Annotated in this window: 25 protein-coding genes; 9 read left to right on the forward strand and 16 right to left on the reverse strand. The window is 72.3% G+C overall.

The window, feature by feature from the left end; translation table 11 throughout:
• Positions 1-2: 2 nt before the first annotated feature.
• The 14 genes from hemA to bchF form a co-directional block, all read right to left on the reverse strand.
• Entirely contained in the window at positions 3-1,214 is a 1,212-nt protein-coding gene (hemA, locus tag H596_RS0115345; RefSeq protein WP_027285630.1) for a 5-aminolevulinate synthase, read from the reverse strand.
• A gap of 20 nt (positions 1,215-1,234) precedes the next feature.
• Positions 1,235-2,041, reverse strand: a complete 807-nt coding sequence (gene puhE, locus H596_RS0115350) for a putative photosynthetic complex assembly protein PuhE (RefSeq protein ID WP_037301741.1) — start codon at positions 2,039-2,041, stop codon at positions 1,235-1,237.
• 10 nt (positions 2,042-2,051) lie between these two features.
• Positions 2,052-3,125 carry a magnesium-protoporphyrin IX monomethyl ester (oxidative) cyclase gene (gene acsF, locus H596_RS0115355; RefSeq protein WP_156910146.1) on the reverse strand — a complete coding sequence of 358 codons (1,074 nt, stop codon included), beginning with the start codon at positions 3,123-3,125 and terminating at the stop codon, positions 2,052-2,054.
• Positions 3,122-3,445 (reverse strand): hypothetical protein, encoded by a 324-nt coding sequence (locus H596_RS0115360; RefSeq protein ID WP_051213186.1) that lies wholly within the window; start codon positions 3,443-3,445, stop codon positions 3,122-3,124. The genes acsF and H596_RS0115360 overlap by 4 nt, the downstream gene beginning before the upstream one ends.
• Positions 3,442-3,888: a photosynthetic complex assembly protein PuhC gene (puhC, locus tag H596_RS21915; protein WP_037301742.1), complete on the reverse strand. Its 447-nt coding sequence runs from the start codon at positions 3,886-3,888 to the stop codon at positions 3,442-3,444. The genes H596_RS0115360 and puhC overlap by 4 nt, the downstream gene beginning before the upstream one ends.
• Positions 3,889-3,891: 3 nt before the next feature.
• Positions 3,892-4,566 carry a photosynthetic complex putative assembly protein PuhB gene (gene puhB / locus H596_RS0115370; RefSeq protein ID WP_051213189.1) on the reverse strand — a complete coding sequence of 225 codons (675 nt, stop codon included), beginning with the start codon at positions 4,564-4,566 and terminating at the stop codon, positions 3,892-3,894.
• Between the two features lie 95 nt (positions 4,567-4,661).
• Entirely contained in the window at positions 4,662-5,438 is a 777-nt protein-coding gene (gene puhA, locus H596_RS0115375) for a photosynthetic reaction center subunit H (protein WP_051213192.1), read from the reverse strand.
• An 18-nt stretch (positions 5,439-5,456) separates the two neighbouring features.
• The gene (locus tag H596_RS21920) at positions 5,457-6,893 is read right to left on the reverse strand and encodes a BCD family MFS transporter (RefSeq protein ID WP_051213195.1); all 1,437 of its coding nucleotides are present in this window, start codon (positions 6,891-6,893) and stop codon (positions 5,457-5,459) included.
• Positions 6,890-7,588 carry a magnesium protoporphyrin IX methyltransferase gene (gene bchM, locus H596_RS0115385; protein ID WP_027285636.1) on the reverse strand — a complete coding sequence of 233 codons (699 nt, stop codon included), beginning with the start codon at positions 7,586-7,588 and terminating at the stop codon, positions 6,890-6,892. Before bchM ends, H596_RS21920 begins: the two co-directional genes overlap by 4 nt.
• Entirely contained in the window at positions 7,588-8,502 is a 915-nt protein-coding gene (gene bchL, locus H596_RS0115390) for a ferredoxin:protochlorophyllide reductase (ATP-dependent) iron-sulfur ATP-binding protein (protein WP_051213198.1), read from the reverse strand. The genes bchM and bchL overlap by 1 nt, the downstream gene beginning before the upstream one ends.
• Entirely contained in the window at positions 8,499-12,104 is a 3,606-nt protein-coding gene (locus H596_RS0115395; protein WP_037301743.1) for a magnesium chelatase subunit H, read from the reverse strand. Before H596_RS0115395 ends, bchL begins: the two co-directional genes overlap by 4 nt.
• Positions 12,076-13,605, reverse strand: a complete 1,530-nt coding sequence (gene bchB, locus H596_RS0115400) for a ferredoxin:protochlorophyllide reductase (ATP-dependent) subunit B (RefSeq protein ID WP_027285639.1) — start codon at positions 13,603-13,605, stop codon at positions 12,076-12,078. Before bchB ends, H596_RS0115395 begins: the two co-directional genes overlap by 29 nt.
• 4 nt (positions 13,606-13,609) lie before the next feature.
• Positions 13,610-14,869 carry a ferredoxin:protochlorophyllide reductase (ATP-dependent) subunit N gene (locus H596_RS0115405; protein ID WP_027285640.1) on the reverse strand — a complete coding sequence of 420 codons (1,260 nt, stop codon included), beginning with the start codon at positions 14,867-14,869 and terminating at the stop codon, positions 13,610-13,612.
• On the reverse strand, positions 14,866-15,414 hold the full coding sequence (gene bchF / locus H596_RS0115410) for a 2-vinyl bacteriochlorophyllide hydratase (RefSeq protein WP_027285641.1): 549 nt from the start codon (positions 15,412-15,414) through the stop codon (positions 14,866-14,868). The genes H596_RS0115405 and bchF overlap by 4 nt, the downstream gene beginning before the upstream one ends.
• A gap of 519 nt (positions 15,415-15,933) precedes the next feature.
• Here bchF and H596_RS24190 point away from each other — a divergent pair.
• Genes H596_RS24190 through hemC form a run of 6 tightly spaced genes read left to right on the forward strand, consistent with a single transcriptional unit; the run spans position 15,934 to position 22,336 of the window.
• Complete coding sequence (locus H596_RS24190) at positions 15,934-16,461, forward strand: cobalamin B12-binding domain-containing protein (protein ID WP_051213201.1); 528 nt, start codon at positions 15,934-15,936, stop codon at positions 16,459-16,461.
• Positions 16,462-16,512: 51 nt separating this feature from the next.
• Positions 16,513-17,916 carry a transcriptional regulator PpsR gene (ppsR, locus tag H596_RS0115420; protein WP_456307605.1) on the forward strand — a complete coding sequence of 468 codons (1,404 nt, stop codon included), beginning with the start codon at positions 16,513-16,515 and terminating at the stop codon, positions 17,914-17,916.
• Positions 17,917-17,920: 4 nt separating this feature from the next.
• Entirely contained in the window at positions 17,921-18,820 is a 900-nt protein-coding gene (chlG, locus tag H596_RS0115425; protein ID WP_027285643.1) for a chlorophyll synthase ChlG, read from the forward strand.
• A complete protein-coding gene (locus tag H596_RS24650) occupies positions 18,820-20,130 on the forward strand; it encodes a BCD family MFS transporter (RefSeq protein WP_027285644.1) in 1,311 nt (436 codons plus the stop codon). The genes chlG and H596_RS24650 overlap by 1 nt, the downstream gene beginning before the upstream one ends.
• Positions 20,131-20,153: 23 nt before the next feature.
• Positions 20,154-21,317, forward strand: a complete 1,164-nt coding sequence (locus H596_RS24655) for a geranylgeranyl diphosphate reductase (RefSeq protein ID WP_245584031.1) — start codon at positions 20,154-20,156, stop codon at positions 21,315-21,317.
• Positions 21,317-22,336 (forward strand): hydroxymethylbilane synthase, encoded by a 1,020-nt coding sequence (hemC, locus tag H596_RS21930; RefSeq protein WP_051213207.1) that lies wholly within the window; start codon positions 21,317-21,319, stop codon positions 22,334-22,336. The genes H596_RS24655 and hemC overlap by 1 nt, the downstream gene beginning before the upstream one ends.
• A 10-nt stretch (positions 22,337-22,346) precedes the next feature.
• Here hemC and H596_RS0115445 read toward each other — a convergent pair whose 3' ends face one another.
• A complete protein-coding gene (locus H596_RS0115445) occupies positions 22,347-22,868 on the reverse strand; it encodes a demethoxyubiquinone hydroxylase family protein (RefSeq protein WP_027285646.1) in 522 nt (173 codons plus the stop codon).
• A gap of 50 nt (positions 22,869-22,918) precedes the next feature.
• Between H596_RS0115445 and H596_RS21935 the strand changes: the two genes are divergently transcribed.
• Together H596_RS21935 and H596_RS0115455 are read left to right on the forward strand one after the other, a co-directional pair.
• Positions 22,919-23,272 carry a thiol-disulfide oxidoreductase DCC family protein gene (locus H596_RS21935; protein WP_037301745.1) on the forward strand — a complete coding sequence of 118 codons (354 nt, stop codon included), beginning with the start codon at positions 22,919-22,921 and terminating at the stop codon, positions 23,270-23,272.
• 100 nt (positions 23,273-23,372) lie between these two features.
• Positions 23,373-23,765, forward strand: a complete 393-nt coding sequence (locus H596_RS0115455) for a c-type cytochrome (protein ID WP_027285647.1) — start codon at positions 23,373-23,375, stop codon at positions 23,763-23,765.
• Between the two features lie 92 nt (positions 23,766-23,857).
• On the opposite strand, the gene H596_RS0115460 is transcribed toward H596_RS0115455, so the two are convergent.
• Positions 23,858-24,121 carry a hypothetical protein gene (locus tag H596_RS0115460; protein WP_027285648.1) on the reverse strand — a complete coding sequence of 88 codons (264 nt, stop codon included), beginning with the start codon at positions 24,119-24,121 and terminating at the stop codon, positions 23,858-23,860.
• A gap of 231 nt (positions 24,122-24,352) precedes the next feature.
• On the opposite strand from H596_RS0115460, the gene H596_RS0115465 reads away from it, so the two are divergent.
• A complete protein-coding gene (locus tag H596_RS0115465) occupies positions 24,353-24,736 on the forward strand; it encodes a c-type cytochrome (protein WP_027285649.1) in 384 nt (127 codons plus the stop codon).
• Positions 24,737-25,124: the final 388 nt, after the last annotated feature.

Raw genomic sequence — 25,124 nt, forward strand, 5'->3', positions numbered from 1 at the left:
GCTCAGGCGGGCCGCTTGATCTGGAACTCCGTCCATGCGTCGTCCAGCGCCATCATCAGGTGGTCGATGTCCGCATCCGTGTGCGCGGGCGAGGGCGTGAAGCGCAGCCGCTCCGTCCCGCGCGGCACGGTGGGGTAGTTGATGGGCTGCACATAGACGCGGTGCCGCTCCAGCAGCAGGTCGCTGATCTCCTTGCAGAGCTGGGCGTTGCCCACCATCACCGGCACGATGTGCGAGGGGTTGGCGAGGTGCGGGATGTGGATGGCGTCGAGCCGCCGGCGCACCGTGGCCACGCGCTCGTGCATGCGCTCGCGCTCGGCCTGGCTTTCCTTGAGGTGGCGGATGCTGGCCGTGGCGCCGGCCGCCACCGCCGGCGGCAGGGCGGTGGAGAAGATGAATCCCGAGGCGAAGCTGCGCACGAAATCCACCAGCGCGGCGGAGCCCGCGATGTAGCCGCCGATCACGCCGAAGGCCTTGGCCAGCGTACCCTCGATGACGGTGAGGCGGTGCGCCACCCCGTCGCGCTCCGAGATGCCGCCGCCGCGCGCGCCGTAGAGGCCGACCGCGTGCACCTCGTCGAGATAGGTCATCGCGCCGAACTCGTCGGCGAGGTCGCAGATGGCGGCGATGGGCGCCACGTCGCCGTCCATGGAATAGACGCTCTCGAAGGCGATGAGCTTGGGCGTCTCGCGCGGGATGGCCGCGAGCTTCTCGCGCAGATCCGCGAGGTCGTTGTGCTTCCAGATCACGCAGGGCGCGCGCGAGTGGCGGATGCCCTCGATCATCGAGGCGTGGTTCTTCTCGTCGGAGAGCACCACGCAGCCCGACACCTTGGCCGCGAGGGTGGAGAGCGTGGCCCAGTTCGACATGTAGCCCGAGTTGAACAGCAGCGCCGCCTCCTTGCCGTGCAGGTCGGCGAGCTCGCGCTCGAGCAGCACATGCTGGTGGTTGGTGCCGCCGATGTTGCGCGTGCCGCCCGCCCCCGCGCCGCTCTGGTCCAGCGCGGCGTGCATGGCCGCGAGCACCTTGGGGTGCTGGCCCATGTTGAGATAGTCGTTCGAGCACCACACCGTCACCTCGCGCGCCCCGCCGGGGTGGTGGTGGGTGGCGCGCGGGAACTGGCCCGCATGGCGCTCCAGGTCGGCGAAGACGCGGTAGCGCCCCTCGCGGCGGAGCCCGTCGAGCTGCGTCCTGAACAGGGCTTCGTAGTTCATCGCGGTCGCCTTTCCGGTCTTCAGGGACTGAGGGGGAGGACGCCGGGCTTGGCCCGGGCCTCCGGTGAGGAGGAAGATGCGCGCGGCCGGCCCCAGGTCCAGAGGCCGTCGAGCGGCAGGGGCAGCATCAGGAACCAGTGCTCGATCACGGCCAGGGCCATCAGCGCCGCAAGCAGGGTGCTGGCCGTGAGCTGGAAGGGATCTCCGGCGGCGGCGGCCTGCAGCCCCAGCCAGGCGGCGGCGATGGTGCCGCCCGTGACCGAGACGGGAAAGAGGAAGTTCATGTGCCGCCGCCGGAAGTAGCTGGCCAGATGCCCCAGATGCGGGGGCAGCATGCTCTCGCCGAGGTTGCGCGCGCCGAGGAAGATGTTGAGCTTGGCGCTCTGCCGCATCACCCAGAGCAGCAGATAGGTCCACAGCGCCGTCTGGTTCGGCGCCTCCCACAGCAGCAGCAGCAGGGCGATGCCGAGGGCGAGCATCGCGAGCTCGTGGTGCCAGACCGTGCCCAGCGCCGCGCGGAAGCGGGCGAAGCCTTCCGTGCCCTCGGGCAGCGCCCGGCGGTTCGGGCCGGTGACGTAGCCGGTGAGGAAGGCGAGCTCCTGCCAGGCCCAGACCAGCACGCCGCAGGTGAAGCCCGCATAGGCGCTGCCCGCCGTGAGGCGGCCGTCCAGCAGCGTGACGCACCACAATGCCGCGAGCAGCGCCAGGGTCGCGCCGAACATCACGCGCAGGTGATGGCGCCTGGGCAGTTGATCGAGCATGAAGACGAGCGCGGTGCCGGCCCACCAGACGAAGACCGCGTAGAGGATGGGCCAGACGTATTCCACCGCGCGCGCCTCAATAGGCCGGGCTGAGGCGGATCTGCGCCGGCAGCGGCGCGCGCCGCCCGGGCATGGCCAGCAGGCGCAGGAAGCTGGCCGCCGCCTGGGCGCTGAGCCATGCGCGCCGCGCCCGCGCCGCGAGCCCCGGCGCGCTCCGCAGCCGGCCGAGCTCCTCGGAAATCCGGAACAGCCGGTCCAGGCCCTTCTTGAAGGAGGGGTGGTCCCAGGCGAGGGTGATGGGGAAGACCTGCTTGCAGATCTCGGTCGTCTTCTCGAACACGGCCATGTCGTATTCGGTGGGCGTCATGCCGAGCGCCTCGTGGAAGGCGGGGCGGGCGTGGTCGCGCACGTACATGGTGGCGAAGACGGCGAGCTGGAAGAACTTCGCCCAGTAGGCGTTGATCCCCTCGAGCAGCTTCGGGTTCGCGCGCATCAGCAGCGCGAAGGCCTCGCCGTGCCGGAACTCGTCGTTGCACCACTTCTCGAACCAGTTGAAGATCGGGTGGAAGCGGCGCTCCGGGTGCTTCTCGAACTGCCGGAAGATGGTGATGTAGCGCGCATAGCCGATCTTCTCGCTGAGGTAGGTGGCGTAGAAGATGAACTTCGGCCGGAAGTAGTGGTACTTCTTGGCCTTGGTCAGGAAGCCGAGGTCTACCCCCACCCCGATGTCCTTCAGGCTGTCGTTGATGAAGCCGGCGTGGCGCGCCTCGTCGCGGCTCATCACCGCGAAGAGCTCCTTGATGTCGGGGTTGCTGATGCGCTTCTTGATCTCCGCATACAGCACGCAGCCGGAGAACTCGGCGGTGACGGAACTCACCAGGAACTCCACCAGCTCCTTCTGCAGCGCGGGCGGGAGATCCTCGAGGCGGAAGGCGTCGAAGCGCGCGTCGCGCACGAAATGTCCCTTGTTGGGGTCGGCGCGGAACTCCTCCATCAGCTTGTCCCACTCGGCGCGGATGGGGCTCACGTCCAGCGCGTCCATGGCCGCGAAATCGGTGGTGTAGAAGCGCGGCGAGAGCACCGTCTCGGTCGTCGCCATGCGCGTGGTCTCGTTCATCGCGCGCGGCGTGGTCTGGGTCACGGCGTTCATGCGCCATACTCCTTGGGCTCGAAGCCGCAGTGATAGAGCTCGGCCAGCTCCGCGAAGGCGGCGATCTCCGTCCAGAGCTGCGTGAGAGGGCCGGCGCGATAGACCGTCGCCGTCGTCTCGTAGGTCGTGGCGCCGCCGAACTCCGGCACGGGCGGGGGGTTGTTCACCACCACCCGGTCGCCGGGGCGCAGCGTGATGCCCTCCGGCACGGCGTGCGCGTGCAGGCTGTCGAAGCTGCGCTCGATCTCCACGGTGCAGGGCACGGTGACGACGCGCGGCCCGGTCAGGCTCTCCCAGAACGCCTCCAGCGCCTTCCTCATCGTGTTTCTCCTTGGGCGGTGAGCAGCCGGGCGAAGGTGCCCGCATTGGTCGAGCCGAAGGCGGTCAGGTCCACGCGCCGTCCGGTCGCCATGTCGTCGAGGGTGAGCTGGCCGTCGCGCCAGGCCGCGAGGCGGAAGGGCGCCTCGCGCCCCTGCTCCTCCTGCCGGCGCTCGCGCGCGAGCGCGCGCAGCGTGCCGCGCACGAAGCCGCCCTCGGCGATGGGGAAGCGCGCCAGCACCTCGCGCGAAGCGGCGTCGAGGATGAGCACCGAACCCTCGGGCCCGTCCTCGAAGCGGAGCAGGCGCTGGGCCAGAGGCGCCTCGTCGCGGCGGGCGATCACGGCGCGGTTCTGCCCGGGCCCGACCAGCAGCAGCGTGCCCGCGATGGCCGCGCTGCCGGCGAGAAGCGGCAGGAGCTGCCGGCGGTCGAGCGGCGCGGCCATGGCTCAGGCCACCGCCGTGCCGGGCAGCGGCACCGGCACGGGCGCGCGCGGCGCCTCGAGCGCCGGCGCCGGCTGCGCCGCGCTGGCGGCGAGCGCCCGGGCCAGCACCTGCGCCGCGCCCGCCGTCACGGGCAGGGCGCGCAGCATGGGTGCGGTGCGCCCGAGCCGCCAGGGGCGCAGATGCGGCCAGGCCGCGATGAAGGAGACGCGGTGCTGCGGCATCAGCTCCAGCACGATGTCCTCCGTGCCGTCGGCGTGGCGCTTCACCGCGGCCGACTGGATGGCGGCGAAGGGCAGGTTGATCGTCATGGGCAGCGCCACGCCCACGCGCATCACCACGCGGCGGTTGGTGATGGTGTAGATGGTGGCGCGCGCCATGGCCCGGCCGATGAGCGCGAGCACCCCGAGGCAGAGCAGCCCGAGCGCGAGCGACATGGCCAGCGCGCGCAGCCCCTCGCCCCAGCCGCCGCCGCCCGCCGTCACGTCCGCGACATGCCAGGCCATGATCAGCGCGAAGTAGAAGCCGAGCCCCTTGAGGTGCAGCGCACGCCGCGCGAAGGGCCACCAGCAGGGGCCGCCCTGCCAGAGGATGCCCTCCCCCTGCGGCAGCCGCGCGGGCAGGCCGGGAACGGGCTCTGCCTCGTGCTCGGGCACGCCCGGAATGTGCTGGTGACTCATGGCCCGTGACCTCCCGACATTCCGTCAATGGGCAGCCTGCGCCCCGGGCGGCGGGCGGCGCCTTGATCGGGCGCAACCCGCGCGGGGCAGGCGGTTCAAATCCAGGGCTGGCTGCGCTCCGGCTTGCCGAAGAGCTGCCCGCTCGCGACATAGGCCGAGACGCGGTCCTCCTCGCGCAGCGTGATCGTGTCCGGGTTCTTCAGCGTGGGCGCGAGCTTGAACTGCTCGGCCGTCAGCGTGCGCACGCGGATCACGTTCTTGTCGGAATGGATGACCATGAGCGGCACGGGCACCATGACGCGCTTCGGGCCGTTCTCCGTCTCCACCTCCACCTCGAGGTAGCGGAAGATGACCTCAGACTTGTCGATCCAGACATCCACGCAGACGCCCGCCGGTTGCCAGTCGGCGTCCACCACCGTCATGCCGCGCGGGTCGGGATCCTTGGGGTCCACGCTCCATTCGGGGGCAACGCGCAGCGGCACGATCTTGGGCGTGCTGTCGTCGAAGGTAAGGTCCGGCTCGTCGCGGCGCAGCGCGTAGGCGGCGGGGCCCACGCCGTCCACCATGGGGTTGCCGGTGGGAATGAGCGGCGCGCCGGGCGTGGGGTCGGCCCAGACCGCATGGATGGGAATCTGCGGGTCCGAGGCCGGCGGGGACTGCGCGGTGCCGCCATGCGGCAGCTTCCAGAATTTCGGGGCGGGCGTGGGCGGGAAGCCCTCGGGCCGGTCATGGTGCTTGCCCGGCGTGACCAGCGGATAGCCCTCGCGCTTGCTCTCGCGGTTCAGGTAGAGCACCAGCGAGAGGAAGAAGATCCAGAAGGCGTACAGCGCCGCGGTGACCAGATCGAAGCCCGCGAAGTATGAGCCGTCCATGGTGTCTCTCCTTTCGCCCTAATGGGCGGTCCTGGGCTCGGAACGGCCGAGCGTTGCAGCAGTCGCATCCGGGGCGGCCATGCCCCGCACCAGCGGGCCGATCGCCGCGATGGCCGCGAAGAGCACGACGATCTCGATGAGATAGACGGCGAGGTAGCCCACCACCGCGCCGGACAGCGCGGGGCCCAGCGCCCCCGCCTCCGCCAGCGCGCCCACGACGTCGCGCGCGAGGCCGCCCAGCGCCATCGCCACCCCCGCCGCGGTCGCCTGCACCGCGCCCCAGACGCCGAGGGTCAGCCCCACCTTGTCGGCCGGCGCGGCCTGCATGCAGCCGGTGAGCGTGCCGTGCGCGAACAGCCCCCCGCCATAGCCGATGACGAGCACCGAGAGCGCGAAGACCACCGGGCTGTCCAGCGGCGCGGCCAGCATCACGCCGGCGAAGCCCATGGTGCCCCAGCCGAGGCCGTAGCCCGCGATGCGGTTGGCGCAGAACCCCCTGCCGATGGCGTAGGCCGCGAAGCAGAAGCCGATGATGCCCCCGGTGGCGAAGACGGCGGTGAGCAGCGTCGTCACGCCCACCGCGAGGCCCAGGATCTGCCCGCCATAGGGCTCGAGCAGCACGTCCTGTGCGGCGAAGCCGAAGGCGCCGAGCCCGACCGCGACCAGGCGGCGCGTCCAGGGCCCCGTGCGGCTGAGTTCGCGCCAGGCCGCGGAAAAGCTCGGCTCGGCCGCCTGCGCGGCGAAGCGGTTCGGATCGCGCGCCTCCTGCTTCCACAGCGCGACGAGGTTGAGCACCAGGGTCAGCCCCGCCGCGCCCTGGATCACCTGGATCAGCTTGATCTGGCTGAAGGGCATCAGCAGCGCGCCGAAGACCACGGCGCTGATCAGCAGCCCCACGAGCAGCATGGCCGAGAGCAGCGCCACCACCTGCGGCTGCTTCTCCCGCGGCGAGAGATCGGTGGCGAGCGCGAGGCCGACCGTCTGCACCATGTGCATGCCCGCGCCCACCAGCAGGAAGGAGATCGCGGCCGAGAGCTGCCCCGTCCAGGCCGGCGCCCAGGTGTCGCCGGAGAGGATCAGCAGCGCGAAGGGCATCATCGCGAAGCCGCTGAACTGGAAGATGGTGCCGAACCACATGTAGGGCACGCGCCGCCAGCCGAGGACGGAGCGGTGATGGTCCGACCGGAAGCCGATCAGCGCGCGCAGCGGCGCGAAGACCAGCGGCAGCGCGACCATCGCCGCCACCAGCCCCGCGGGCACCTGCAGCTCCACGATCATCACGCGGTTCAGCGTGCCGATGAGCAGCGCCGCCGCCATGCCCACCGAGATCTGGAACAGCGACAGCCGCAGCAGCCGCGACATCGGAAGATTCGCCGAGCCCGCATCGGCGAAGGGCAGCCACTCGGGCCCGAGCCGCATCCATTGCCGCGCCAGGCTGAAGCCGGGCCGGCTCATCGCCGCACCCATTCATAGGCGTGGGAGGTGTAGAAGCCCCGCGCCACGCGCCGGTGCCGGCCCGGCGCGAAACCGGCGAGGCGCGGCTCGGCGGCGATCAGGCGGCGCAGCCGCGCCTCGGCCAGGGGTTCGATCGCGGGCGCGCGGTCGCCGCGCGGAAAGAGCCGGCCCAGGGCGTGGAAGGCCGCGAGCAGCGGCGTGCGCGGCGCCACCGTGAAGAGCAGCGAGGCCCGGCAGCGCGGCGCGACGCGCGCCAAGGCCTCCACGATGTCCTCGGCGCGGTAATGGATCAGGCTGTCCATCGCCACGATGTGGTCGAAGGCGCCGAGCGACTCGTCCAGCATGTCGCCCACGCGGAAATCGGGCTGGTTGCCGGGCAGCGCCGCCGCGCGCGCGCGCGCATGGGCGATGAGGCTTCCGGCGAGATCCACCGCCACCACCGCGGCCCCGCGCGCCGCCGCCTCGTTGGCCAGCGCCCCCGTGCCGCAGCCCGCATCGAGCAGGCGCAGCCCCGCCATCTCCCGCGGCAGCCAGGAGAGCAGCGTCGCGCGCATCTCCGCCCGCCCCGCGCGCACCGTGGCGCGGATGCCGGAGACCGGCGCATCCGAGGTGAGCCGCGCCCAGGCCTCGGAGGCGGTGCGGTCGAAATAGGTCTCGAGCTCGCCCCGACGGGCGCTGTAGGTCGCACCCTCCATCAGTCATACCCCAGCAGGTCGAAGATCTCGCGGTCCTTCAGCGCCTCGGCGCCGCAGGGCTCGACGCCGGCCCAGAGCGCCTCGGCGATGCGCAGATACTCCTCGCGCACCGCCAGAACCTCCGGCGTCTCCTCCATCTCGAAGAGCGTCGCCTTCTTGAGGCGCGACCGGCGGATGGCGTCGAGGTCCGGGAAATGCCCGAGCAGCCGCATGCCCGTGCGGGCGTTGTAGCGCGCGATCTGGTCCGTCGCGGCGCTGCGGTTGGCGATGACGCCGCCGAGCCGCACGCCGTAGCTCTTCGCCTTGGCCGTGATTGCGGCCACGATGCGGTTCATCGCGAAGATGCTGTCGAAGTCGTTGGCGGCGACGATCAGCCCGCGGTCGGCGTGCAGCAGCGGCGCGGCGAAGCCGCCGCAGACCACATCGCCCAGCACGTCGAACACCACCACGTCGGTGTCCTCGAGCAGGTGATGCTCCTTCAGCAGCTTCACCGTCTGGCCGACCACATAGCCGCCGCAGCCCGTGCCCGCGGGCGGGCCGCCCGCCTCGACGCACTGCACGCCGGCATAGCCCTCCACCACGAAATCCTCGGGGCGCAGCTCCTCGGCGTGGAACTCCACGCTCTCCAGCACGTCGATCACGGTCGGGATCATCCGCTTCGTCAGCGTGAAGGTGCTGTCGTGCTTGGGATCGCAGCCGATCTGCAGCACCCGCTTGCCGAGCTTGGCGAAGGCGACGGAGAGGTTGGAGCTGGTGGTGCTCTTGCCGATGCCGCCCTTGCCGTAGACGGCGAAGACCTTGGCCGTCTCGATCTTCGCGAGCTGGTCCATATGGACCTGCACGCTGCCCTCCCCGTCGCCGATCCTGGCGCGGTTGGCCCCGCGGATGAGTTCGGTGCGGACGACGTGGTTCATGCGGCCATCTCCGGCGTGATGCCCTCGAGCCTGTCCTCCAGCTCCTCGCCGGCGCGGCGCAGCGCCTCCAGCGTGGCGGCGTCGGGGGCCCAGTAGCTGCGCTCCGTCGCCTCGATCAGGCGGTTCGCGATCTTGACGGAGGCGGTGGGGTTGAGCGCGGCCAGCCGCGCGCGCATCTCGGGGTCGAGCATGTAGGTCTGCGCGAGGTGCTGATACACCCAGGGCTGCACCTGGCCGGTGGTGGCGGACCAGCCCATCGTGTTGGTGACGTGCTCCTCGATCTGGCGCACGCCTTCGTAGCCGTGCGCGAGCATCGCCTCGAACCATTTCGGATTGAGGGCGCGGGTGCGCGCCTCGAGGCTCACCTGCTCGGCCAGCGTGCGCACCTTCCCCGCCCCGCGCGTCTGGTCGCCGATGTAGACAGCCGTCTCGCGCCCGCCGCGCGCGCGCCGCGCCGCCCGGCTGATGCCGCCCAGGCTGTCGAAATAGTGGCTGATGGTGGTCACGCCGCTATCGATGGAGTCGAGGTTCTGGTAGGCGCACTCGACGGTGGCGAGCAGGTGGTGCATCGCCGCCTCCTGCCGCCGCGGGCGGCCGTCCGCGCCATAGGCGAAGCCCTTGCGCTTCAGATAGGTCTCGGCAAGCTCGTCCTCGTCGGCCCAGGCGCCGTTGTCCACCGTCAGGTTCACGTTGGCGCCGTAGCTGCCCTCGGCGTTGCCGAAGACGCGCAGCGCCGCGTCCTCCATGCTGCCGCCATGCGCGGCGAGGAAGGCCAGCGCGTGCTTGCGGATGAAGTTCATCTCCTCCGGCTCCTCCGCGGAGGCGGCGAGGAAGGCGGCCTCCGCCAGCAGCTTCGTCTGCATGGGCAAGAGGTCGCGGAAGATGCCCGAGAGGCTGATCATCACGTCGATGCGCGGCCGGCCGAGCCGCTCGAGCGGCACGAGCTGCGCCCCGCAGACGCGGCCATAGCCGTCGAGCCGCGGCTCGGCGCCCATCAGCCACAGGGCCTGGGCGAGCGGGCCGCCCTCCGTCTTCAGGTTGTCGGTGCCCCAGAGCACCATGGCGATGGTCTCGGGCAGCCCGCCGGCCGCCTCGCGGTGTTTCGCGAGCAGCCGTTCGGCCTGGCGGGCGCCGTCCTCCACGGCGAAGGCGGAGGGGATGCGGAAGGGGTCGAAGCCGTGCAGGTTGCGCCCCGTGGGCAGCACCTCGGTGCTGCGCAGCAGATCGCCGCCCGGCGCGGGGCGCACATAGCCGCCGTCGAGCGCGTGCAGCAGCGCTGGGATTTCATGGTCCCGCGCCAGCAGCGCGTCGAGCCGCGCGCGCTCGGCCGCATCGGTCACGCCCGCCGCGTCGAGCAGCTCGGCGCGCTGCTCCGGGCCCGGCGTGCGCCCCAGCGCGTGCAACCCGTGCGGGATGAGGGTGTATTCCAGCTCCAGCAGCTCAGTGGCGAGGCGGTGCAGCCGCTCGACCACGCCTTCGAGCGGCCAGGGCGGCTCCGCCTCGGCGAGCTCCACCGCCGCGGCCTGGGCCTGCAGCATGGGCAGCATGGCCAGCGCCTCTCCGCTCTCGGGCTCCAGCCCGCGCCAGCGGTCGAGGCTCGCCTTGAGGTCGAGCAGCCCGCGATACAGCCCCGCATGCGCGACCGGCGGCGTGAGGTAGCTGATCAGCGTGGCGTTGGCGCGCCGCTTGGCCAGCATCCCTTCGGAGGGGTTGTTGGAGGCGTAGAGGTAGAAGTTCGGCAGATCGCCGATCAGCCGGTCCGGCCAGCATTCCGCCGACAGGCCCGCCTGCTTGCCCGGCATGAACTCCAGCGCGCCATGGGTGCCGAAATGCAGCACGGCATCGGCCGCGAACTCCTCGCGCAGCCAGCGGTAGAAGGCGGCGAAGGCGTGGGTGGGGGCGAAACCGTGCTCGAAGAGCAGGCGCATCGGGTCGCCCTCGTAGCCGAAGCCGGGCTGGATGCCGACGAAGACCTTGCCGAAGCGCTCGCCCAGGATGTGCAGCGAGGCGCCGTCCGTCTGCTGCCGCCCGGGCGCGGGGCCCCAGGCGCGCTCGATCTCCGCGAGCCAGGGCTGGCGCTTCACGTGCTCGTCCACCGGCATCCGCGCATGGACGTTCGCGAGCGCGCCGAAACGCTCGCGGTTGCCCTCCAGGATGCGCGCGCGCAGCGCCTCCACGCTCTCGGGAAGCTCCGCGTCGTAGCCCGCCTCGCGCAGCGCGCGCAGCGTGGCGTGCAGGCTCTCGAAGACGGCGAGATAGGCGGCCGTGCCGGTGTTGCCGGCATTGGGCGGAAAGTTGAACAGCACGATGCCGATGCGCCGGTCGGAGCGCGCCTTGCGCCGCAGCGCGATCAGCCGCGCCACGCGCTGCGCCAGCATCGCCGCGCGCTCGCGATGCGCCACCATCTGCCCCTTGCAGCGCAGCCCGTCGCAGCCGGGGCAGCGGCGCAGCGGAACCTCCGCACCGCAGCGGCCGCCGAAGGTGGCGGGCATGATGGCGCCGTCGAGCTCGGGTATGGCGACCATCATGGTCGCCTCGACGGGGGTGAGCCCGCGCTGGTCGGCGCTCCAGTCGGCGATGGTCTGGAACTCGAGCGGATGCGCGGCGATGTAGGGCACATCGAGCCGCGCCAGCATCTCCTCCGCCGCGCGCGCGTCGTTGTAGGCCGGGCCGCCGACCAGCGAGAATCCGGTGAGCGAGACCACCGCATCCACCACCGGCCGCCCGTCGCGCATGAAGAAGCGCTCGATGGCGGGCCGCTGGTCGAGGCCGGAGGCGAAGGCCGGGACCACCGACAGCCCGCGCGCCTCCAGCGCCTCGATCACGCCCTGGTAGTGCCCCGCGTTGTCCGCCAGCACATAGGAGCGCAGCACCAGCACGCCGACGCGCCCCTGCCTCCCCTCGGCCGGAAGCGCGCCCGGATCGCCCGCGATCGCGCCGGGCAGGCGCGGGTGGTAGAGGCCGATCTCGGGATACTCGACCGGTGCGGCGACCTTCAGCGCCTTCCGCCCGCCATAGCGCTGCACCAGCATGCGCGCCATGTTGGCGATGTTCTCGGCCGAGCCCGCCAGCCAGTATTGCAGGGCGAGCATGTAGATCCGCACGTCCTGCGCCGTGCCGGGAATCCACTTCAGCAGCCGCGGCAGCATCGCGAGCGTCTTCATCTGCCCGCGCCCCGATGCGCCATGCCCGCGCGAGCCGCGCAGCTTCCGCAGCAGCGCCAGCGCGCCCGTCGCCTCGGCCGACATGTCGAAGCGGCCGAGCCTGGTGAGCTTCACGATCTCGCCCGCCGAGAGCAGGCAGACCGTGGCCAGCGCCGCCTCGCGCCGGGCGGCGATGTCGGCCTGCACGGCGCGCACATGCTCGTCGAGGAAGAGCATGCCCGCCACCAGTATGTCGGCCCGCGCGATGTCCGCCCGGCAGGCGGCCAGCGCCGCCGGGTCGCTGCCCCATTCGTCGGCGGCGTGGACGATGAGCTCCACCTCCGGGCAGTCCTGCCGCAGCATCTCGCGCGCACGGTCCACCGCCCGGCCGAGATGGCTGTCCATCGTCACGACGACGAGGCGCAGGGCCTCAGCGCGAGAAATGGGCTTTGGCGTCATACAGGGTCTCGACCGTGATGGTGGACAGGCCGCGCGCGCGGGCGAAGCTTTCGGTGTTGCGCCGCGCCTTGCCGCGCACGAAGAAGGGGATCTTCCTCAGCTCCGCCTCCGCCTCGGCCGCCCAGGCGAGGGCGAGCGGCGCGTGCGCGGGCGCGGGCGCGGGTGCCGGTGCGGAGACGGGCGCGGGCGCGGCGGCGTGCCCCAGATGCGAGGGCGCGGTGTCGGTGAACTCGCCATCCTCGCGGAACATCCCGATCAGATGCTCCTCGAGGCCCATCATCAGCGGGTGCACCCAGGCGTCGAACAGGACGTTCGCGCCCTCGAAGCCCATCTGGGGCGAATAGCGCGCCGGGAAATCCTGCACATGCACGGGGGCGGAGATCACCGCGCAGGGGATGCCGAGACGCTTGGCGGTGTGGCGCTCCATCTGCGTGCCGAGCACGAGTTCGGGCTGCGCCTCGGCGATGGCCTGCTCCACCGCGAGGTAGTCGTCGGTGATGAGCGCCTCGAGCCCGAGCGCCCTGGCCGCCTCGCGCACCTCGCGCGCCTGCTCGCGCGAATAGCTGCCGAGGCCCACCACCTCGAAGCCCATCTCATCGCGCGCCACTCGCGCCGCGGCCACCGCATGGGTCGCATCGCCGAAGACGAAGACGCGCTTGCCCGTCAGGTAGGTGCTGTCCACGCTGCGCGAATACCAGGGCAGGCGCGAGGCCTCCTCGGCGAGCAGCGGCGTCGCGTCCACGCCGGCGAGCGCCGCGACCTCGGCGATGAAGTCGCGCGTGCCGCCCACCCCGATGGGGATGCTGCGCGTGAAGGGCTGGCCCAGACGGCGCTGCAGGAAGGCGGCCGCCTGGCCCGCGATCTCGGGATACAGCACCACGTTGAAGGCGGCGTCCCCGATCCGGGCGAGATCGGCCGGGCGCGCGCCCATCGGCGCCACCAGGTTCACCGTCACGCCGAGCCGGGAGAGCAGCCCGGCGATCTCCGTCACGTCGTCGCGGTGGCGGAAGCCGAGCGCGGTGGGGCCCAGGATGTTGCAGGTGGCGGGGCGCGCCGCACCCTTCGCGGCGAAGCGGCGCAGAAGCTGGTAGAAGGTCTCGGCCGCGCCCCAGTTCTCCTTCTTGGAGTAGGAGGGCAGATCGAGCGGCACCACCGGGATGTCGAGGCCCGCGCTCTCCGCCAGCCCGCCCGGATCGTCCTGGATCAGCTCCGCCGTGCAGGAGGCGCCGACGATCACCGCCTCGGGCCTGAAGCGCTCGGCCGCGTCGCGCAGCGCGCGCGTGAACAGCGCCGCCGTGTCGCCGCCCAGATCGCGCGCCTGGAAGGTCGTGTAGGTGACGGGCGGGCGACGGTCGCGCCGCTCGATCATGGTGAAGAGCAGGTCGGCGTAGGTGTCGCCCTGCGGCGCGTGCAGCACGTAATGCAGCCCCTCCATGCCGGTGGCGACGCGCATCGCCCCCACATGCGGCGGCCCCTCGTAGGTCCAGAGGGTGAGCTGCATGGCCTCAGACCCTCAGCATCTCGCGCCGGGCGAAGGGGCGCGCGTAGAGGCCGGCGAGGTCGGCGGCCTGGTCATGTCCCTGCACCGGCGTGAAGACCAGCTCGATGGACCATTTCGTGGTGATCCCCTGCCGCTCCAGCGGATTGGCGAGGCCAAGGCCGCAGACCACGAGATCGGGGCGCGCGGCGAGGCAGCGGTCGAGCTGACGCTCCACGTCCTGCCCCTCGGAGAGCAGCGCCGAGGCGGGCAGCAGCGGCAGCTCGCGCGCCAGATGCGCGCGGTGCAGATAGGGCGTGCCGATCTCCACCGGCTCCATCCCGCATTCGCGCGCGAGGAAGCGCGCCATCGGCACCTCGAGCTGGCTGTCGGGGAAGAAGAAGACGCGCCGCCCCTCGAGTCGCGCGCGCGGGCCGGCCAGCGCCGCCTTCGCGCGCGCCTCGGCCAGCGCCGTCGCCTCGCGGAAGCGCGCCTCGCCCACGCCCATCGCCTGCGCGCCCGCGCGCAGGAACTCGGTGCTGCCCTCGGCGCCCAGCGGGAAGAGCGCGGGGATGTGCCGCGCCCCGCGCGACTCCAGCAGCCGCGCCGTCTCGGCGAGGAAGGGCTGCGCCAGCAGGAAGCGCGTGCCCGCGCCGATGGCGGGCATCTCCCCCGCCCGCCGGGCGGGCAGGAAGGCCAGGCGGTGCACGCCCATGGCGGCGAAGAGGCGGCGCCACTGGTCCTCCACCACCTCGGCCAGCGCGCCGACGATCAGAAGCTGCGGCGCGTCGCTGCCCGGCAGTTCGGGCGCCAGCGCGGCGAGGCAGGCGTCCTCGCCCTGGGTGAAGGTGGTCTCGATTCCCGAGCCCGAATAGTTCAGCACGCGCACGCCGGCGAAGCGCGCATTCAGGCGCTGCGCCGCCTTGGCGAGATCGAGCTTGATCACCTCCGAGGGGCAGGAGCCGACGAGGAAGAGCAGGCGGATGTCCGGCCGCCGCTCGAGCAGCCGCGCCACGGTGCGGTCCAGCTCCTCCTGCGCGTCGGCGAGGCCCGCGAGGTCGCGCTCCTCCAGGATGGCGGTGGCGAAGCGCGGCTCGGCGAAGATCATCACCCCGGCGGCCGACTGCAGAAGATGCGCGCAGGTGCGGCTGCCGACGACGAGGAAGAAGGCGTCGCGGATCTTGCGGTGCATCCAGACGATGCCGGTCAGCCCGCAGAACACCTCGCGCTGGCCGCGCTCGCGCAGGACGGGGCGCGCCTCGCAGCCGGCTTCGAGCGCGAGGCTCATGCGCGCGCCGCCTCCAGCCGCGCGGCGCGCAGCTTCATGACGAACTGCGCGGCGTTGATGACGTAGGCGGCATAGGCGGCGAGGGCGAGCCACATCTGGAAATGCGTGTCGCCCCAGCCGAAGCCGAGCGCCGCGAGATAGGCCGTGTGCAGCGCCAGCACGAGCATGGAGAACACGTCCTCCCAGAAGAAGGAGGGCGCGAAGAGGTATTTGCCGAACACCTCGTGCTCCCAGACGCAGCCGGTGATCATGATCGCGTAGAGCACCAGCGTCTTGATCACGACGGAGGCCTCGGCGGCGAAGAGGCCCTGGCCGGTGGCGAGGTAGTGGAGCACGAGGCCGAGCGAGACGAGGAAGACCAGGAACTGCACAGGCGCGAGGACGCCCTGCACCAGCGTCCAGGGCGTGGCGTCGCGCCGGGCGCGCTCCTCCGGGGTGTAGAGGGGGCGGGCGGCGGGTTTGCGGTGCGTGCGCCCCGCATGGGTGCCGTAGGGGCAGGAGTCCACGGCGGCGATGAGACGGTCGAGGACGGGGCCTGAGAGCATGTCTTGACGATCCCTTCCGCTGCGGACGGGGCGGCGGGCGATGGCAGGCGGGAGCTGTTCCGCGCGCCACGATCCCGGCCGGCCTTGTCCGTTTCGAGCAGGGTCAGGCTAGGAGAAGCCCAGTCGGCATGTCAATCATTCTTGACGTAAAGATTGATTGACAACCCGCGACGGAACGTCCGACACTTGCCGCCAACAGGGAGTGGCGGACCGCCCATGACGCTGCGCAGCCAGACGAGCCCCGCCGCCGCGAGCCGCCCGCCCCTGCGGCGCGCCCAGCCCGTTTCGGCCCTTGTGCAGCGCCGCATTGGCCAGTTCCACCACCATCTCGCCACCGCCTTCGACCAGCCTCTCCCTTTCCCTCCGACCGGCTCGCGCCTCGCTCCGGAACGGGCGGAGCTCGAGCGTCTCACCGGCTTCGCCGCGGAGGGCGACGCGGAATCCCTGACTGCCGCTGTCAACCAAATGCGTCGCCTGGGGCGGTCGAATCAGCAGATTTGTCTCACAGTCCTGACAGCCGTGGCCCGCCGCCTCGGCGAGTGGTGGGAGGAGGACCGCTGCGGCTTCGTCGAGGTCACGCTGGGGATGCTGCTGCTGCACCAGATGCTGCGCGACCTCGGCCCAGGGCTGCGTCGCGGCCGCCTGGACCACCCCGCCCGCACGGCGCTGATGCTGCCCCTGCCCGGCGAGCAGCACGGCTTCGGCATCGCCATGGTGGCGGAGTTCTTCCGCGCCGCCGGCTGGCACGTGAGCGAGGATGGCGGGCGCGGCCTGCGCGGCCTCGCGCGGCGGGTGGGCGAGGAGTGGTTCGGCGTCGTCGCCCTTTCCTGCGGCGTGCGCGAGAGGCTGGCGGCGCTGCCCGCCGCCGTCGCGACCGTCCGCGCGCATTCCCTCAACCCCAATGTCGCCATCATGGTCGGCGGCGCCGCGCTGGCCGGCGATCCCGCCCTCGCCGCCTCCTGCGGCGCGGACGCCACCGCCGCGGACGCGGCCGAGGCGCTGCACCGCGCCGAGCGCCTCGTCGGCTTGATGGCGCTGCTGCCGTGAGTTACGCGCCATGTTCTCCATGCAGTTTTCCGAAGGAACGAGCATCAGGTGTTGGGTTTCGGAACCCCGAGCCAGTCGCTGGGGGACATGGACGCGGAGGCGGCCTCGCGCCTCATCGCGGCGGCGGCTGACGCCACGCTCGTGATGGACCAGGCCGGCATCGTCCGCGACATGGCCTTCGGCAATGCCGAGCTGGCGGCCGCGCTCGGCCCACGCCGCGCCTGGATCGGGCGCGCGCTGGCCGAGGCGGTGGGCGAGGACAGCCGCCAGAAGGTCGCGGAGATGCTGGCCGAGGCCGCGGCGCAGGAGGCGCCGCGCTGGCGCCACATCAATCTGCGCAGCGCCGATGGCGGCAACATTCCCCTCATGTGCGCCGCCACCCGCCTGCGCGGCTCCGAGCGCACCGTGGTCTTCGCGCGCGACCTGCGGCTGCTCGCCTCGCTGCAGCAGCGCCTCGTCGAGGCGCAGCAGGCGATGGAGCGCGAATACGCCCGGCTGCGCCAGGCCGAGACGCGCTACCGCCTGCTCTTCCAGATGTCGGGCGAGCCGGTGCTGGTGCTGGACGCCGCCTCGCTGCGCGTGCTGGAGGCGAACCTCGCCGCCGACCGCATCTTCGGCGCCCAGCCCGGCTTCCTCGACGCCTTCGCCCCCGAGGACAGGCCGCGCGTCGAGGCGCTGCTCGCCACCGTGCGCGCCGCCGGCACGGCGGAGGAGCGGCGCGTCTCCCTTCTCGGCACGGGGCGCGAGGCGCTGCTCTCCGCCTCGCTGCTGCGGCACGAGCGCAGCTCGCTCTTCCTCGTGCGCCTCGCCTTCCTGGGCAACGAGGCCCCCGAGCCCGCCCTGCCCGGCAGCCGCGCGCGCATCGCCGATTTCGTGGAAAGCACGCCCGACGCCTTCGTGCTCACCTCCGCCGACGGGCGCATCATCGCCGCCAACCCGGCCTTCCTCGAGCTCGCGCAGCTCCCGAGCGAGGCCACCGCGCGCGGCGAGGAGCTCTCGCGCTTCCTCGGCCGCCAGCCGGTGGAGCTGGACGTGCTGCTCGCCCAGGTGCGCGGGCGGGGTCCGGTCCGGCTGTTCCGCACCGTGCTGCGCGGCGACCAGGGCGCCGAGGCGGAGGTGGAGGTCTCCGCCGCCTCCGTGCTCGACGCCGGGCAGCATTGCTTCGGCTTCACCATCCGCGACATCGGCCCCCGCCCGCAGCCCATCGAGCCCGGCGCGCCCGCCCTGCCGCAGGCGGCGGGGCAGCTCACCGAACTCGTCGGCCGCGTGCCGCTGAAGGAGCTGGTGCGCGAAGCGACCGACGTGATCGAGAAGCTGGCGATCGAGGCGGCGCTCGAACTCACCAACAACAACCGCGCCAATGCCGCCGAGATGCTCGGGCTTTCGCGGCAGTCGCTCTACGTGAAGCTGCGCCGATACGGCATCGGCGATCCCGGGGCCGAAGAGGAGGAGTGAGGCGATGTCGGGGCGCGTGATGCCGAACCCAGCGGGGCGCCTCGATCCGGCCGCGGTGCTGGAGCTGTTCAAGCCCGTCACCTGGTTTCCGCCGGTCTGGGCCTTCCTCTGCGGCGCGGTGTCCGCCGGCGCGCCTTTCGACGGCAAATGGGGCTTCCTCGCCCTCGGCCTGCTGCTGGCGGGGCCCATGGTCTGCGCCACCAGCCAGGCGGTGAACGACTGGTTCGACCGCCATGTGGACGCGATCAACGAGCCCGGCCGCCCCATCCCCTCCGGGCGCATCCCCGGCCGCTGGGGCCTCTGGATCGCGCTGTTCTGGTCGGGCCTGTCGCTGCTGATCGGCGCCGCGCTCGGGCCATGGGGCTTCGGCGCGACGGTGCTCGCGCTCATCCTCGCCTGGCTCTATTCGGCGCCGCCGCTGCGGCTGAAGCGCAACGGGTGGCTCGGCTGCGCCGCCACGGGCCTCTCCTACGAGACGCTGCCCTGGATCACCGCGGCCGCGATCATGGCCGGCGGCGCGCCGCGGCCCGAGATCCTGCTCGTCGCGCTGCTCTACGGTATCGGCGCGCACGGCATCATGACGCTGAACGACTTCAAGGCCATCGAGGGCGACCGGCGCACGGGCATCGCCTCCCTTCCCGTCCTGCTCGGGCCCGAGCGCGCGGCCCGGGTGGCGTGCTGGATGATGGCCGTGCCGCAGCTCGGCGTCGTCGCGCTGCTCCTCGCCTGGGGCGCGATGTTGAGCCCGATCATCATCCTCGGCCTGCTGGGCGTGCAAGCCTGGGCCATGCGACGGATGATGACCGACCCGCGGCGGCTCGCGCCCTGGTACAACGCCACCGGCGTCGGGCCCTATGTGCTCGGCATGCTGGCCGCCGCCTTCGCGCTGCGGGGGATGGCGTGATGGGCGCGCGCGCCGGCCTCTCCTGGCTCGCCATCGTCCGGCTCGGCCTGGTGCAGACGGCGCTCGGCGCCATCATCATCATGACCACCTCCACGCTGAACCGCGTGATGGTGGTGGAACTCGCCCTGCCCGCCACGCTGCCGGGACTGCTGGTGGCCATCCACCACGGCGTGCAGATGCTCCGCCCGCGGCTCGGCTACGGCAGCGACATGGGAGTGCGGCGCACGCCCTGGATCGTCGGCGGCATGGCGGTGCTGGCGCTGGGCGGCGTGGTCGCGGCGGCGGCGGTGGCGCTGATGGGCGCGGCACTCGTGCCGGGCATCGCGCTCGCGGCGCTCGGCTTCTTCCTCGTGGGCCTCGGGGTGGGGGCGGCGGGCACCTCGCTGCTCGCGCTGCTCGCCTCGATGGTCGAGCCCGAGCGGCGCGCGCCGGCGGCCACCATCCTGTGGGTGATGATGATCGCGGGCTTCGCCGTCACCGCCAGCATCGCGGGGCGGCTGCTCGATCCCTTCTCGCCCGCGCGGCTCGTCGAGGTGACGGCGGGCGTCTCCGCGCTCGCCTTCCTCGTCGCGGTGCTCGCGCTGCGCGGCGTCGAGGGCGCGCCCCTCGCACCTCCCGAGGGCCAAGGCGCGAAGCCCCCCTTCCGCGCGGTGCTGCGCGAGGTGTGGGCGGACGCGACGGCGCGGCGCTTCACCGTCTTCGTCTTCGTCTCGATGCTCGCCTACAGCGCGGCGGACCTGATCCTCGAGCCCTTCGCGGGCGAGGTGTTCGGCCGCTCCATCGGCCAGTCCACCGCGCTCGCGGGGCTGCAGAACGCGGGCACGCTGGGCGGGATGGTGGTGATGGCGGTGTTCGGCAGCGGCGTGCTGGGCGCGCGGGCCGCCTCGCTGCGGCTGTGGATGGTGGCGGGCTGCATCGCCTCGGCCGCCGCGCTCGGGGCGCTCGCCTTCGCGCCGCGCATGGAAGCCGCGCCGCTGGAGGCGCTCTACGTCGCGCTCGGGCTCGCCAACGGCGCCTTCGCCGCGGCCGCCATCGCCACGATGATGCAGCTCGCCGGCCGGCAGCGCACCGGCACGCGCATGGGGCTGTGGGGCGCGGCCCAGGCCATCGCCTTCGCCATCGGCGGCTTCTCGGGAACGGTCTTCGCCGATCTCGCGCGCGCCGCCTTCGGTGCGGCCGCCCCGGCCTATGGCTTCGTGTTCCTGTGCGAGGCCGCGCTGTTCCTCGTCTCGGCCGTGCTCGCCGCGCGCCTCGCGGGCGTGCGGGCGCTGGAGCTTCGCCTGTCCCGGATGAAGGAGGCCGTGTCCTGACCGAGCAGACCTACGACGTCGTGGTGGTCGGCGGCGGCCCTGCGGGGGCGACGGCGGCCGATGACCTCGCGCGCGCCGGGCTTTCGGTGGCGATGCTCGACCGTGCGGGGCGGATCAAGCCCTGCGGCGGCGCCATCCCCCCGCGCGCCATCCGCGACTTCGCCATCCCCGACCACCTCCTCAAGGCGAAGATCACCTGCGCGGACATCGTCTCGCCCAAGGGCAGGCGCGTGCCGATGCCGGTGGAGAACGGCTTCGTCGGCATGGTGGACCGCTGCGAGTTCGACGAATGGCTGCGCCAGCGCGCCGCCGCCTCGGGCGCGCAGCGCCTCACCGGCGAGGCGGAGCGGCTGGAGCGCGACGCGGACGGTCTCGCCGTCATCGCCTACCGGAGCAAGGCGGGCGCGCCGGCGCGGGTGCGGGCGCGCTTCGTGATCCTCGCCAACGGCGCGCGCAGCGAGCTCGCGCGCCAGGCCATCCCCTCGCAGGATCATCCGCGCTGCGTCTTCGCCTACCACGAGATCGTCAAGGCGCCCGCGCCCGGCGCGCCCGGCGTGACCTACGAGGCGACGCGCTGCGACGTGATCTACGACGGGCGCACCTCGCCCGACTTCTACGCCTGGATCTTCCCGCACGGCGAGACGGCGAGCATCGGCACGGGCTCGGCGCGCAAGGGCTTCGGGCTGCGCCCCGCCACCGCCGAGGTGCGCCGGCGCATGGGCCTCGATGCGGCCGAGACGATCCGCCGCGAGGGCGCGCCCATCCCGATGAAGCCGCTGAAGCGCTGGGACAATGGCCGCGACGTGGTGCTGGCCGGCGACACGGCGGGCGTGGTCGCCCCCGCCTCGGGCGAGGGAATCTACTACGCCATGCTGGGCGGGCGGCTCGCCGCGGAAGCGGTGCGCGAGGCGCTGGCCAGCGGCGATGCGCGCGCGCTCGCCACCGCCCGCCAGCGCTTCATGAAGGACCACGGCAAGGTCTTCTGGATCCTCGGGATCATGCAGACCTTCTGGTACAGGAACGACTGGACGCGCGAGCACTTCGTGAAGATGTGCGAGGACAAGGACGTCCAGCGCCTCACCTGGGAATCCTACATGAACAAGGAGCTCGTGCGGCGCGACCCGCTGGCGCACGTGAAGATCTTCTTCAAGGACATGGCCCATCTGCTCGGGCTCGCGAGGGCATAATGGATCTGGCTTCCCCCCATCACGCCCGGGCGCGCGCCACGCGGCACCACGGCCCGCAGCTTCCGCTCCGGGTGGGCACGCGCGGCTCCCCGCTCGCGCTCTACCAGACGCGGTATTTCCTCGACCTGATCCGCGCCGTCTGCCCCCTGCTGCGCGAGGTGGAGGCCTTCGAGGAGCACGAGATCAGCACCGCCGGCGACCGCGTGCAGGACCGCCGCCTCGCCGAGATCGGCGGCAAGGGCCTCTTCGCCAAGGAGATCCACGAGGCGCTGCTGGACGGGCGCGTGGACTTCGCCGTGCACTCGCTGAAGGATCTGGAGACGGAGCTGCCGCCGGGCATCGTGCTGGCCTGCACGCTGCGCCGCGAGGACCCGCGCGACGCGCTGGTGCTGGGCGAGCCCTGCCTTGACGCCGCGGAGGCCGCGCGCCAGGCCGGCGCCTCGCCCTATGCGGCGCTGCCCTTCGGCGCGCTGATCGGCACCGCCTCGGTGCGCCGCCAGGCGCAGCTTCTGCACGCGAGGCCCGATCTGCGCTGCGAGGTGATCCGCGGCAATGTGCAGACGCGCCTCTCGCGCGTCGGCGCGGGCGAGTTCGACGCCTCGCTGCTCGCCATCGCTGGCCTCAAGCGGCTCGGGCTGGAGGCGCGCGCGGGGGTGGTGCTCGATCCGGACGACATGGTGCCCGCGGCCTGCCAGGGCATCATCGGCGTGACGGTGCGCGCCGACGATGTGGAGCTGCACGAGCTGCTCTCCGCCATCTGCGACCCGGACAGCCGGCCCGTGAGCCTGGCCGAGCGCGCGCTGCTCGGCGCGCTGGACGGTTCCTGCCGCACGCCCATCGGCGGGCACGCGACGCTGACCGGCGACGGCCAGATCCGCCTCACCGGCCTCGTCGCGCGCGCCGATGGCAGCTTCCTGCTGCGCCGGACGGTGACGGGATGCGCGGGCGATGCGGAGCGCCTCGGCCGCGCCCTGGGCGAGGAGCTGGCGGCGGACAGCCCGGCGGACATCTTCGGATAGCGGCGCGGCGCTACAGCCGGCGCGCCGCCGCCACCGCCGCCTCGCTGCCCCAGCCCACCAGCGCGCCCCAGCCGCGCAGCACCGCGCCCACCACGCCGCCGTGCCGCTCGCGCGCCTCGTCGCGGTGGTGGACTTCCTCCTCCTGGCACTTCGCCAGCATGGCGCGCAGCTCGGGGAAGATCGCCTCCGCGTCCAGCCGGTCGAGCTGCTGCTGGTAGTGGTGGTCCACGAAGCTCTCCACCGAGTCGATGGTCGCATAGACGGCGCGCGGGCCGAACAGCGCGGGGATGGCGCCGGTGAGCCAGCCGGCCACGCGCCAGAGCGGCAGCAGGCGCGAGCGCCGCGCGGGCGGCAGCACCTCCTCCAGCAGGCGCAGATGGCCCTGTTCGGTCGCCATGTGGCGTTCGGCGAAGCGGCGAAGCTCCGCATCACGGCAGAGGGCGAGGATGCCGCGGTAGATCATCACCGCCCCCGTCTCGCCCGCATGGTCGGAGCGGAGTTCGGCGATCAGCCAGTCGGGATATGCAGTCATTGGGCGCGATGTGGGCTGGACGGGCCGCGCGCCAAGCCCATCTGCCCCGCATGGCCGACCCGCCCGCCTGCACGGTCTATTACGACGGCGCCTGCCCGGTCTGCGCGCGGGAGATCGCGCATTACCGCCGCTGCGAGGGCGCGGAGCGCCTCCTCTTCGTGGATGTGAGCGCGGGCAGAGACCCCGCGCCGGACCTGACGCGCGCCGCAGCGCTGGCGCGCATGCATGTGCGGGCGGCCGACGGCAGGCTGGTGAGCGGCGCGGCGGCCTTCGCGGTGCTGTGGCAGGCGCTGCCCGGCTGGCGGCGGCTCGGGCGGGTCGCGGCGCTGCCGGGCGTGGCGCAGGCGCTGGAACTCGCCTATCGGGCTTTCCTGCGTGCAAGGCGGATCTGGCGGCACGGCTGACGAAAACCTCATCGCGCCGAAAATTGTTGAACGCCGAACTCAACCATTATGGGAGGCGAGGCCGGACGGACTCCCCCGTTCGCGCCCGGAGACAACGCCGATGCGCTTCCCTCTCCTCGCCGCCGCGCTGGCCGCCGCGCTTCCCCTGACCGCCCAGGCCCAGGAGGCCGGCAACCCCGAGAACGGCCAGCGCCTGTTCAACCAGTGCCGGGCCTGCCACACCGCCAATCAGGGCGGGCGCAACGGGGTGGGGCCGAACCTTTACGGCGTGGTCGGGCGGCCCGCCGGGGCCATCGAGGGCTTCCGCTACTCGGCGAACCTGCGCGAGCGCGCGGCCGCGGGCCTCGTGTGGAACGAGGAGAACCTGCTGGCCTATCTGCGCGACCCGAAGGCGGTGCTGCCGCAGGGCAACATGTCCTTCCAGGGTTTCCGCGACAATGTGCAGAACGCGCGGGACGTGATCGCCTATCTGCGGCGCAACGCCGGGGGCTGAACCCCGCCGTCATGCCGGCGGGCAGCGTTCTCGGCTCGTGATGCGGTCGGCACGACATGCCGACCGTATCGCGCGCAGGGTTGACGGACGCATCAGCGCCAGCGCCGCGCGATGTCCCACAGATGCGCGGCGAAGGCGGCGAGCAGCGGCAGCGCCACCCAGGGCCATCCCGCGCCGGTCAGGGCGGCGCGCAGCGCCAGGGCGAAGGCCGCCCCCGCCAGCAGGAAGGGCAGCAGCGGCCCCAGCCCCGGTCCGCGCCCGGCGAAGCGCCGCAGCGCCCAGAGGCCCAGCGCCTCCAGCCCAAGGGCCGCGAGCACCAGCTCCGCCGCGAGACCGCTCGCGAAGAGGCCGGACATCATCCGGGGCGCTTCGGCATGAGGGCGGCGACGGGCGCCCGGGGCGGAAGGCGGCTCATGAGGCCATGATAGAGGAGGCGCCCCCTGCTCGCCTCGCGCAGAAGCCATCTTTTCTCCATGCGCGTCCGCTTCTATTGCTGTGCATCCGGTGGGGGGAGGATTCGGGCCTTGCAGGCCGGCGCAGCCTTCCCACACAGGGAGAGGGACCGCGCAACCAGGAGGAGATTCCAGATGCGGGCTTGGATGGTGATGGGTGCGGCGCTCGCTCTGGCGCCGATGAGCGGGGCGATGGCGCAGGACGCGGAGGCCGGCCAGCGCGTGTACAACCAGTGCCGCGCCTGCCACACGATCAACGCGGGCGGCCGCAACGGCGTGGGCCCGAACCTGCACGGCTTCTGGGGCCGTCGGGCTGGCCAGGTGCAGGGGTTCCGCTACTCGGCCAACATGCAGCAGCTCGCCGAGCAGGGTCTGACCTGGGACGAGGCCACGCTGCGCCGCTACCTCACCAACCCGAAGGATGTGGTGCCCAACGGCTCCATGGCCTTCAACGGCATCCGCAACGAGCAGCAGCTCAACGACCTGCTCGCCTTCCTGCAGCGCGCCAGCTCGCAGTGATCGCCTGACGAGGCGACGCACGCCGCCGGGGCTTCCCCGGCGGCGTTTTTCATGCCCGCCGGCATGGATGAGTTTCGGTGCGCCGCCGCCCGTATCAGTTACCCACCGGCGATCCCGACCCGCCGTGGATGAAACTGTGGCACTATGATTTGGCTGGTGGCGAGGTCGGCATGGTCATGGTGCGCCAGAGCCCGCGTATCAGTTGGACCCGGAAGGCCCCGAGCACCCTCGCTTGCGCCAAGGGCGGCGACGCCTGGGAGCGCGCTGTCTAGACTTCCCTTCTTGGGCCTTCTCCACCGGTCTTGGCAGAGGAGGAGAGAGCGATGGAAGTGCTGCATCCCCGCTGTGCGGGGCTTGATGTTCACAAGGACAGCGTGACGGCGGCGGT

It is taken from the genome of Rubritepida flocculans DSM 14296 (assembly GCF_000425365.1).
GTDB lineage: Bacteria > Pseudomonadota > Alphaproteobacteria > Acetobacterales > Acetobacteraceae > Roseococcus > Roseococcus flocculans.

Bases quoted from the DNA above. Each gene is read 5' to 3' on its own strand.
- hemA (WP_027285630.1), bottom strand. From the start codon at position 1,214: ATGAACTACGAAGCCCTGTTCAGGACGCAGCTCGACGGGCTCCGCCGC.
- acsF (WP_156910146.1), bottom strand. From the start codon at position 3,125: ATGAACGCCGTGACCCAGACCACGCCGCGCGCGATGAACGAGACCACG.
- H596_RS0115360 (WP_051213186.1), bottom strand. From the start codon at position 3,445: ATGAGGAAGGCGCTGGAGGCGTTCTGGGAGAGCCTGACCGGGCCGCGC.
- puhC (WP_037301742.1), bottom strand. From the start codon at position 3,888: ATGGCCGCGCCGCTCGACCGCCGGCAGCTCCTGCCGCTTCTCGCCGGC.
- puhB (WP_051213189.1), bottom strand. From the start codon at position 4,566: ATGAGTCACCAGCACATTCCGGGCGTGCCCGAGCACGAGGCAGAGCCC.
- puhA (WP_051213192.1), bottom strand. From the start codon at position 5,438: ATGGACGGCTCATACTTCGCGGGCTTCGATCTGGTCACCGCGGCGCTG.
- H596_RS21920 (WP_051213195.1), bottom strand. From the start codon at position 6,893: ATGAGCCGGCCCGGCTTCAGCCTGGCGCGGCAATGGATGCGGCTCGGG.
- bchM (WP_027285636.1), bottom strand. From the start codon at position 7,588: ATGGAGGGTGCGACCTACAGCGCCCGTCGGGGCGAGCTCGAGACCTAT.
- bchL (WP_051213198.1), bottom strand. From the start codon at position 8,502: ATGAACCACGTCGTCCGCACCGAACTCATCCGCGGGGCCAACCGCGCC.
- H596_RS0115395 (WP_037301743.1), bottom strand. From the start codon at position 12,104: ATGACGCCAAAGCCCATTTCTCGCGCTGAGGCCCTGCGCCTCGTCGTC.
- bchB (WP_027285639.1), bottom strand. From the start codon at position 13,605: ATGCAGCTCACCCTCTGGACCTACGAGGGGCCGCCGCATGTGGGGGCG.
- H596_RS0115405 (WP_027285640.1), bottom strand. From the start codon at position 14,869: ATGAGCCTCGCGCTCGAAGCCGGCTGCGAGGCGCGCCCCGTCCTGCGC.
- bchF (WP_027285641.1), bottom strand. From the start codon at position 15,414: ATGCTCTCAGGCCCCGTCCTCGACCGTCTCATCGCCGCCGTGGACTCC.
- chlG (WP_027285643.1), top strand. From the start codon at position 17,921: ATGTCGGGGCGCGTGATGCCGAACCCAGCGGGGCGCCTCGATCCGGCC.
- H596_RS24650 (WP_027285644.1), top strand. From the start codon at position 18,820: ATGGGCGCGCGCGCCGGCCTCTCCTGGCTCGCCATCGTCCGGCTCGGC.
- hemC (WP_051213207.1), top strand. From the start codon at position 21,317: ATGGATCTGGCTTCCCCCCATCACGCCCGGGCGCGCGCCACGCGGCAC.
- H596_RS0115445 (WP_027285646.1), bottom strand. From the start codon at position 22,868: ATGACTGCATATCCCGACTGGCTGATCGCCGAACTCCGCTCCGACCAT.
- H596_RS21935 (WP_037301745.1), top strand. From the start codon at position 22,919: ATGGCCGACCCGCCCGCCTGCACGGTCTATTACGACGGCGCCTGCCCG.
- H596_RS0115455 (WP_027285647.1), top strand. From the start codon at position 23,373: ATGCGCTTCCCTCTCCTCGCCGCCGCGCTGGCCGCCGCGCTTCCCCTG.
- H596_RS0115460 (WP_027285648.1), bottom strand. From the start codon at position 24,121: ATGTCCGGCCTCTTCGCGAGCGGTCTCGCGGCGGAGCTGGTGCTCGCG.
- H596_RS0115465 (WP_027285649.1), top strand. From the start codon at position 24,353: ATGCGGGCTTGGATGGTGATGGGTGCGGCGCTCGCTCTGGCGCCGATG.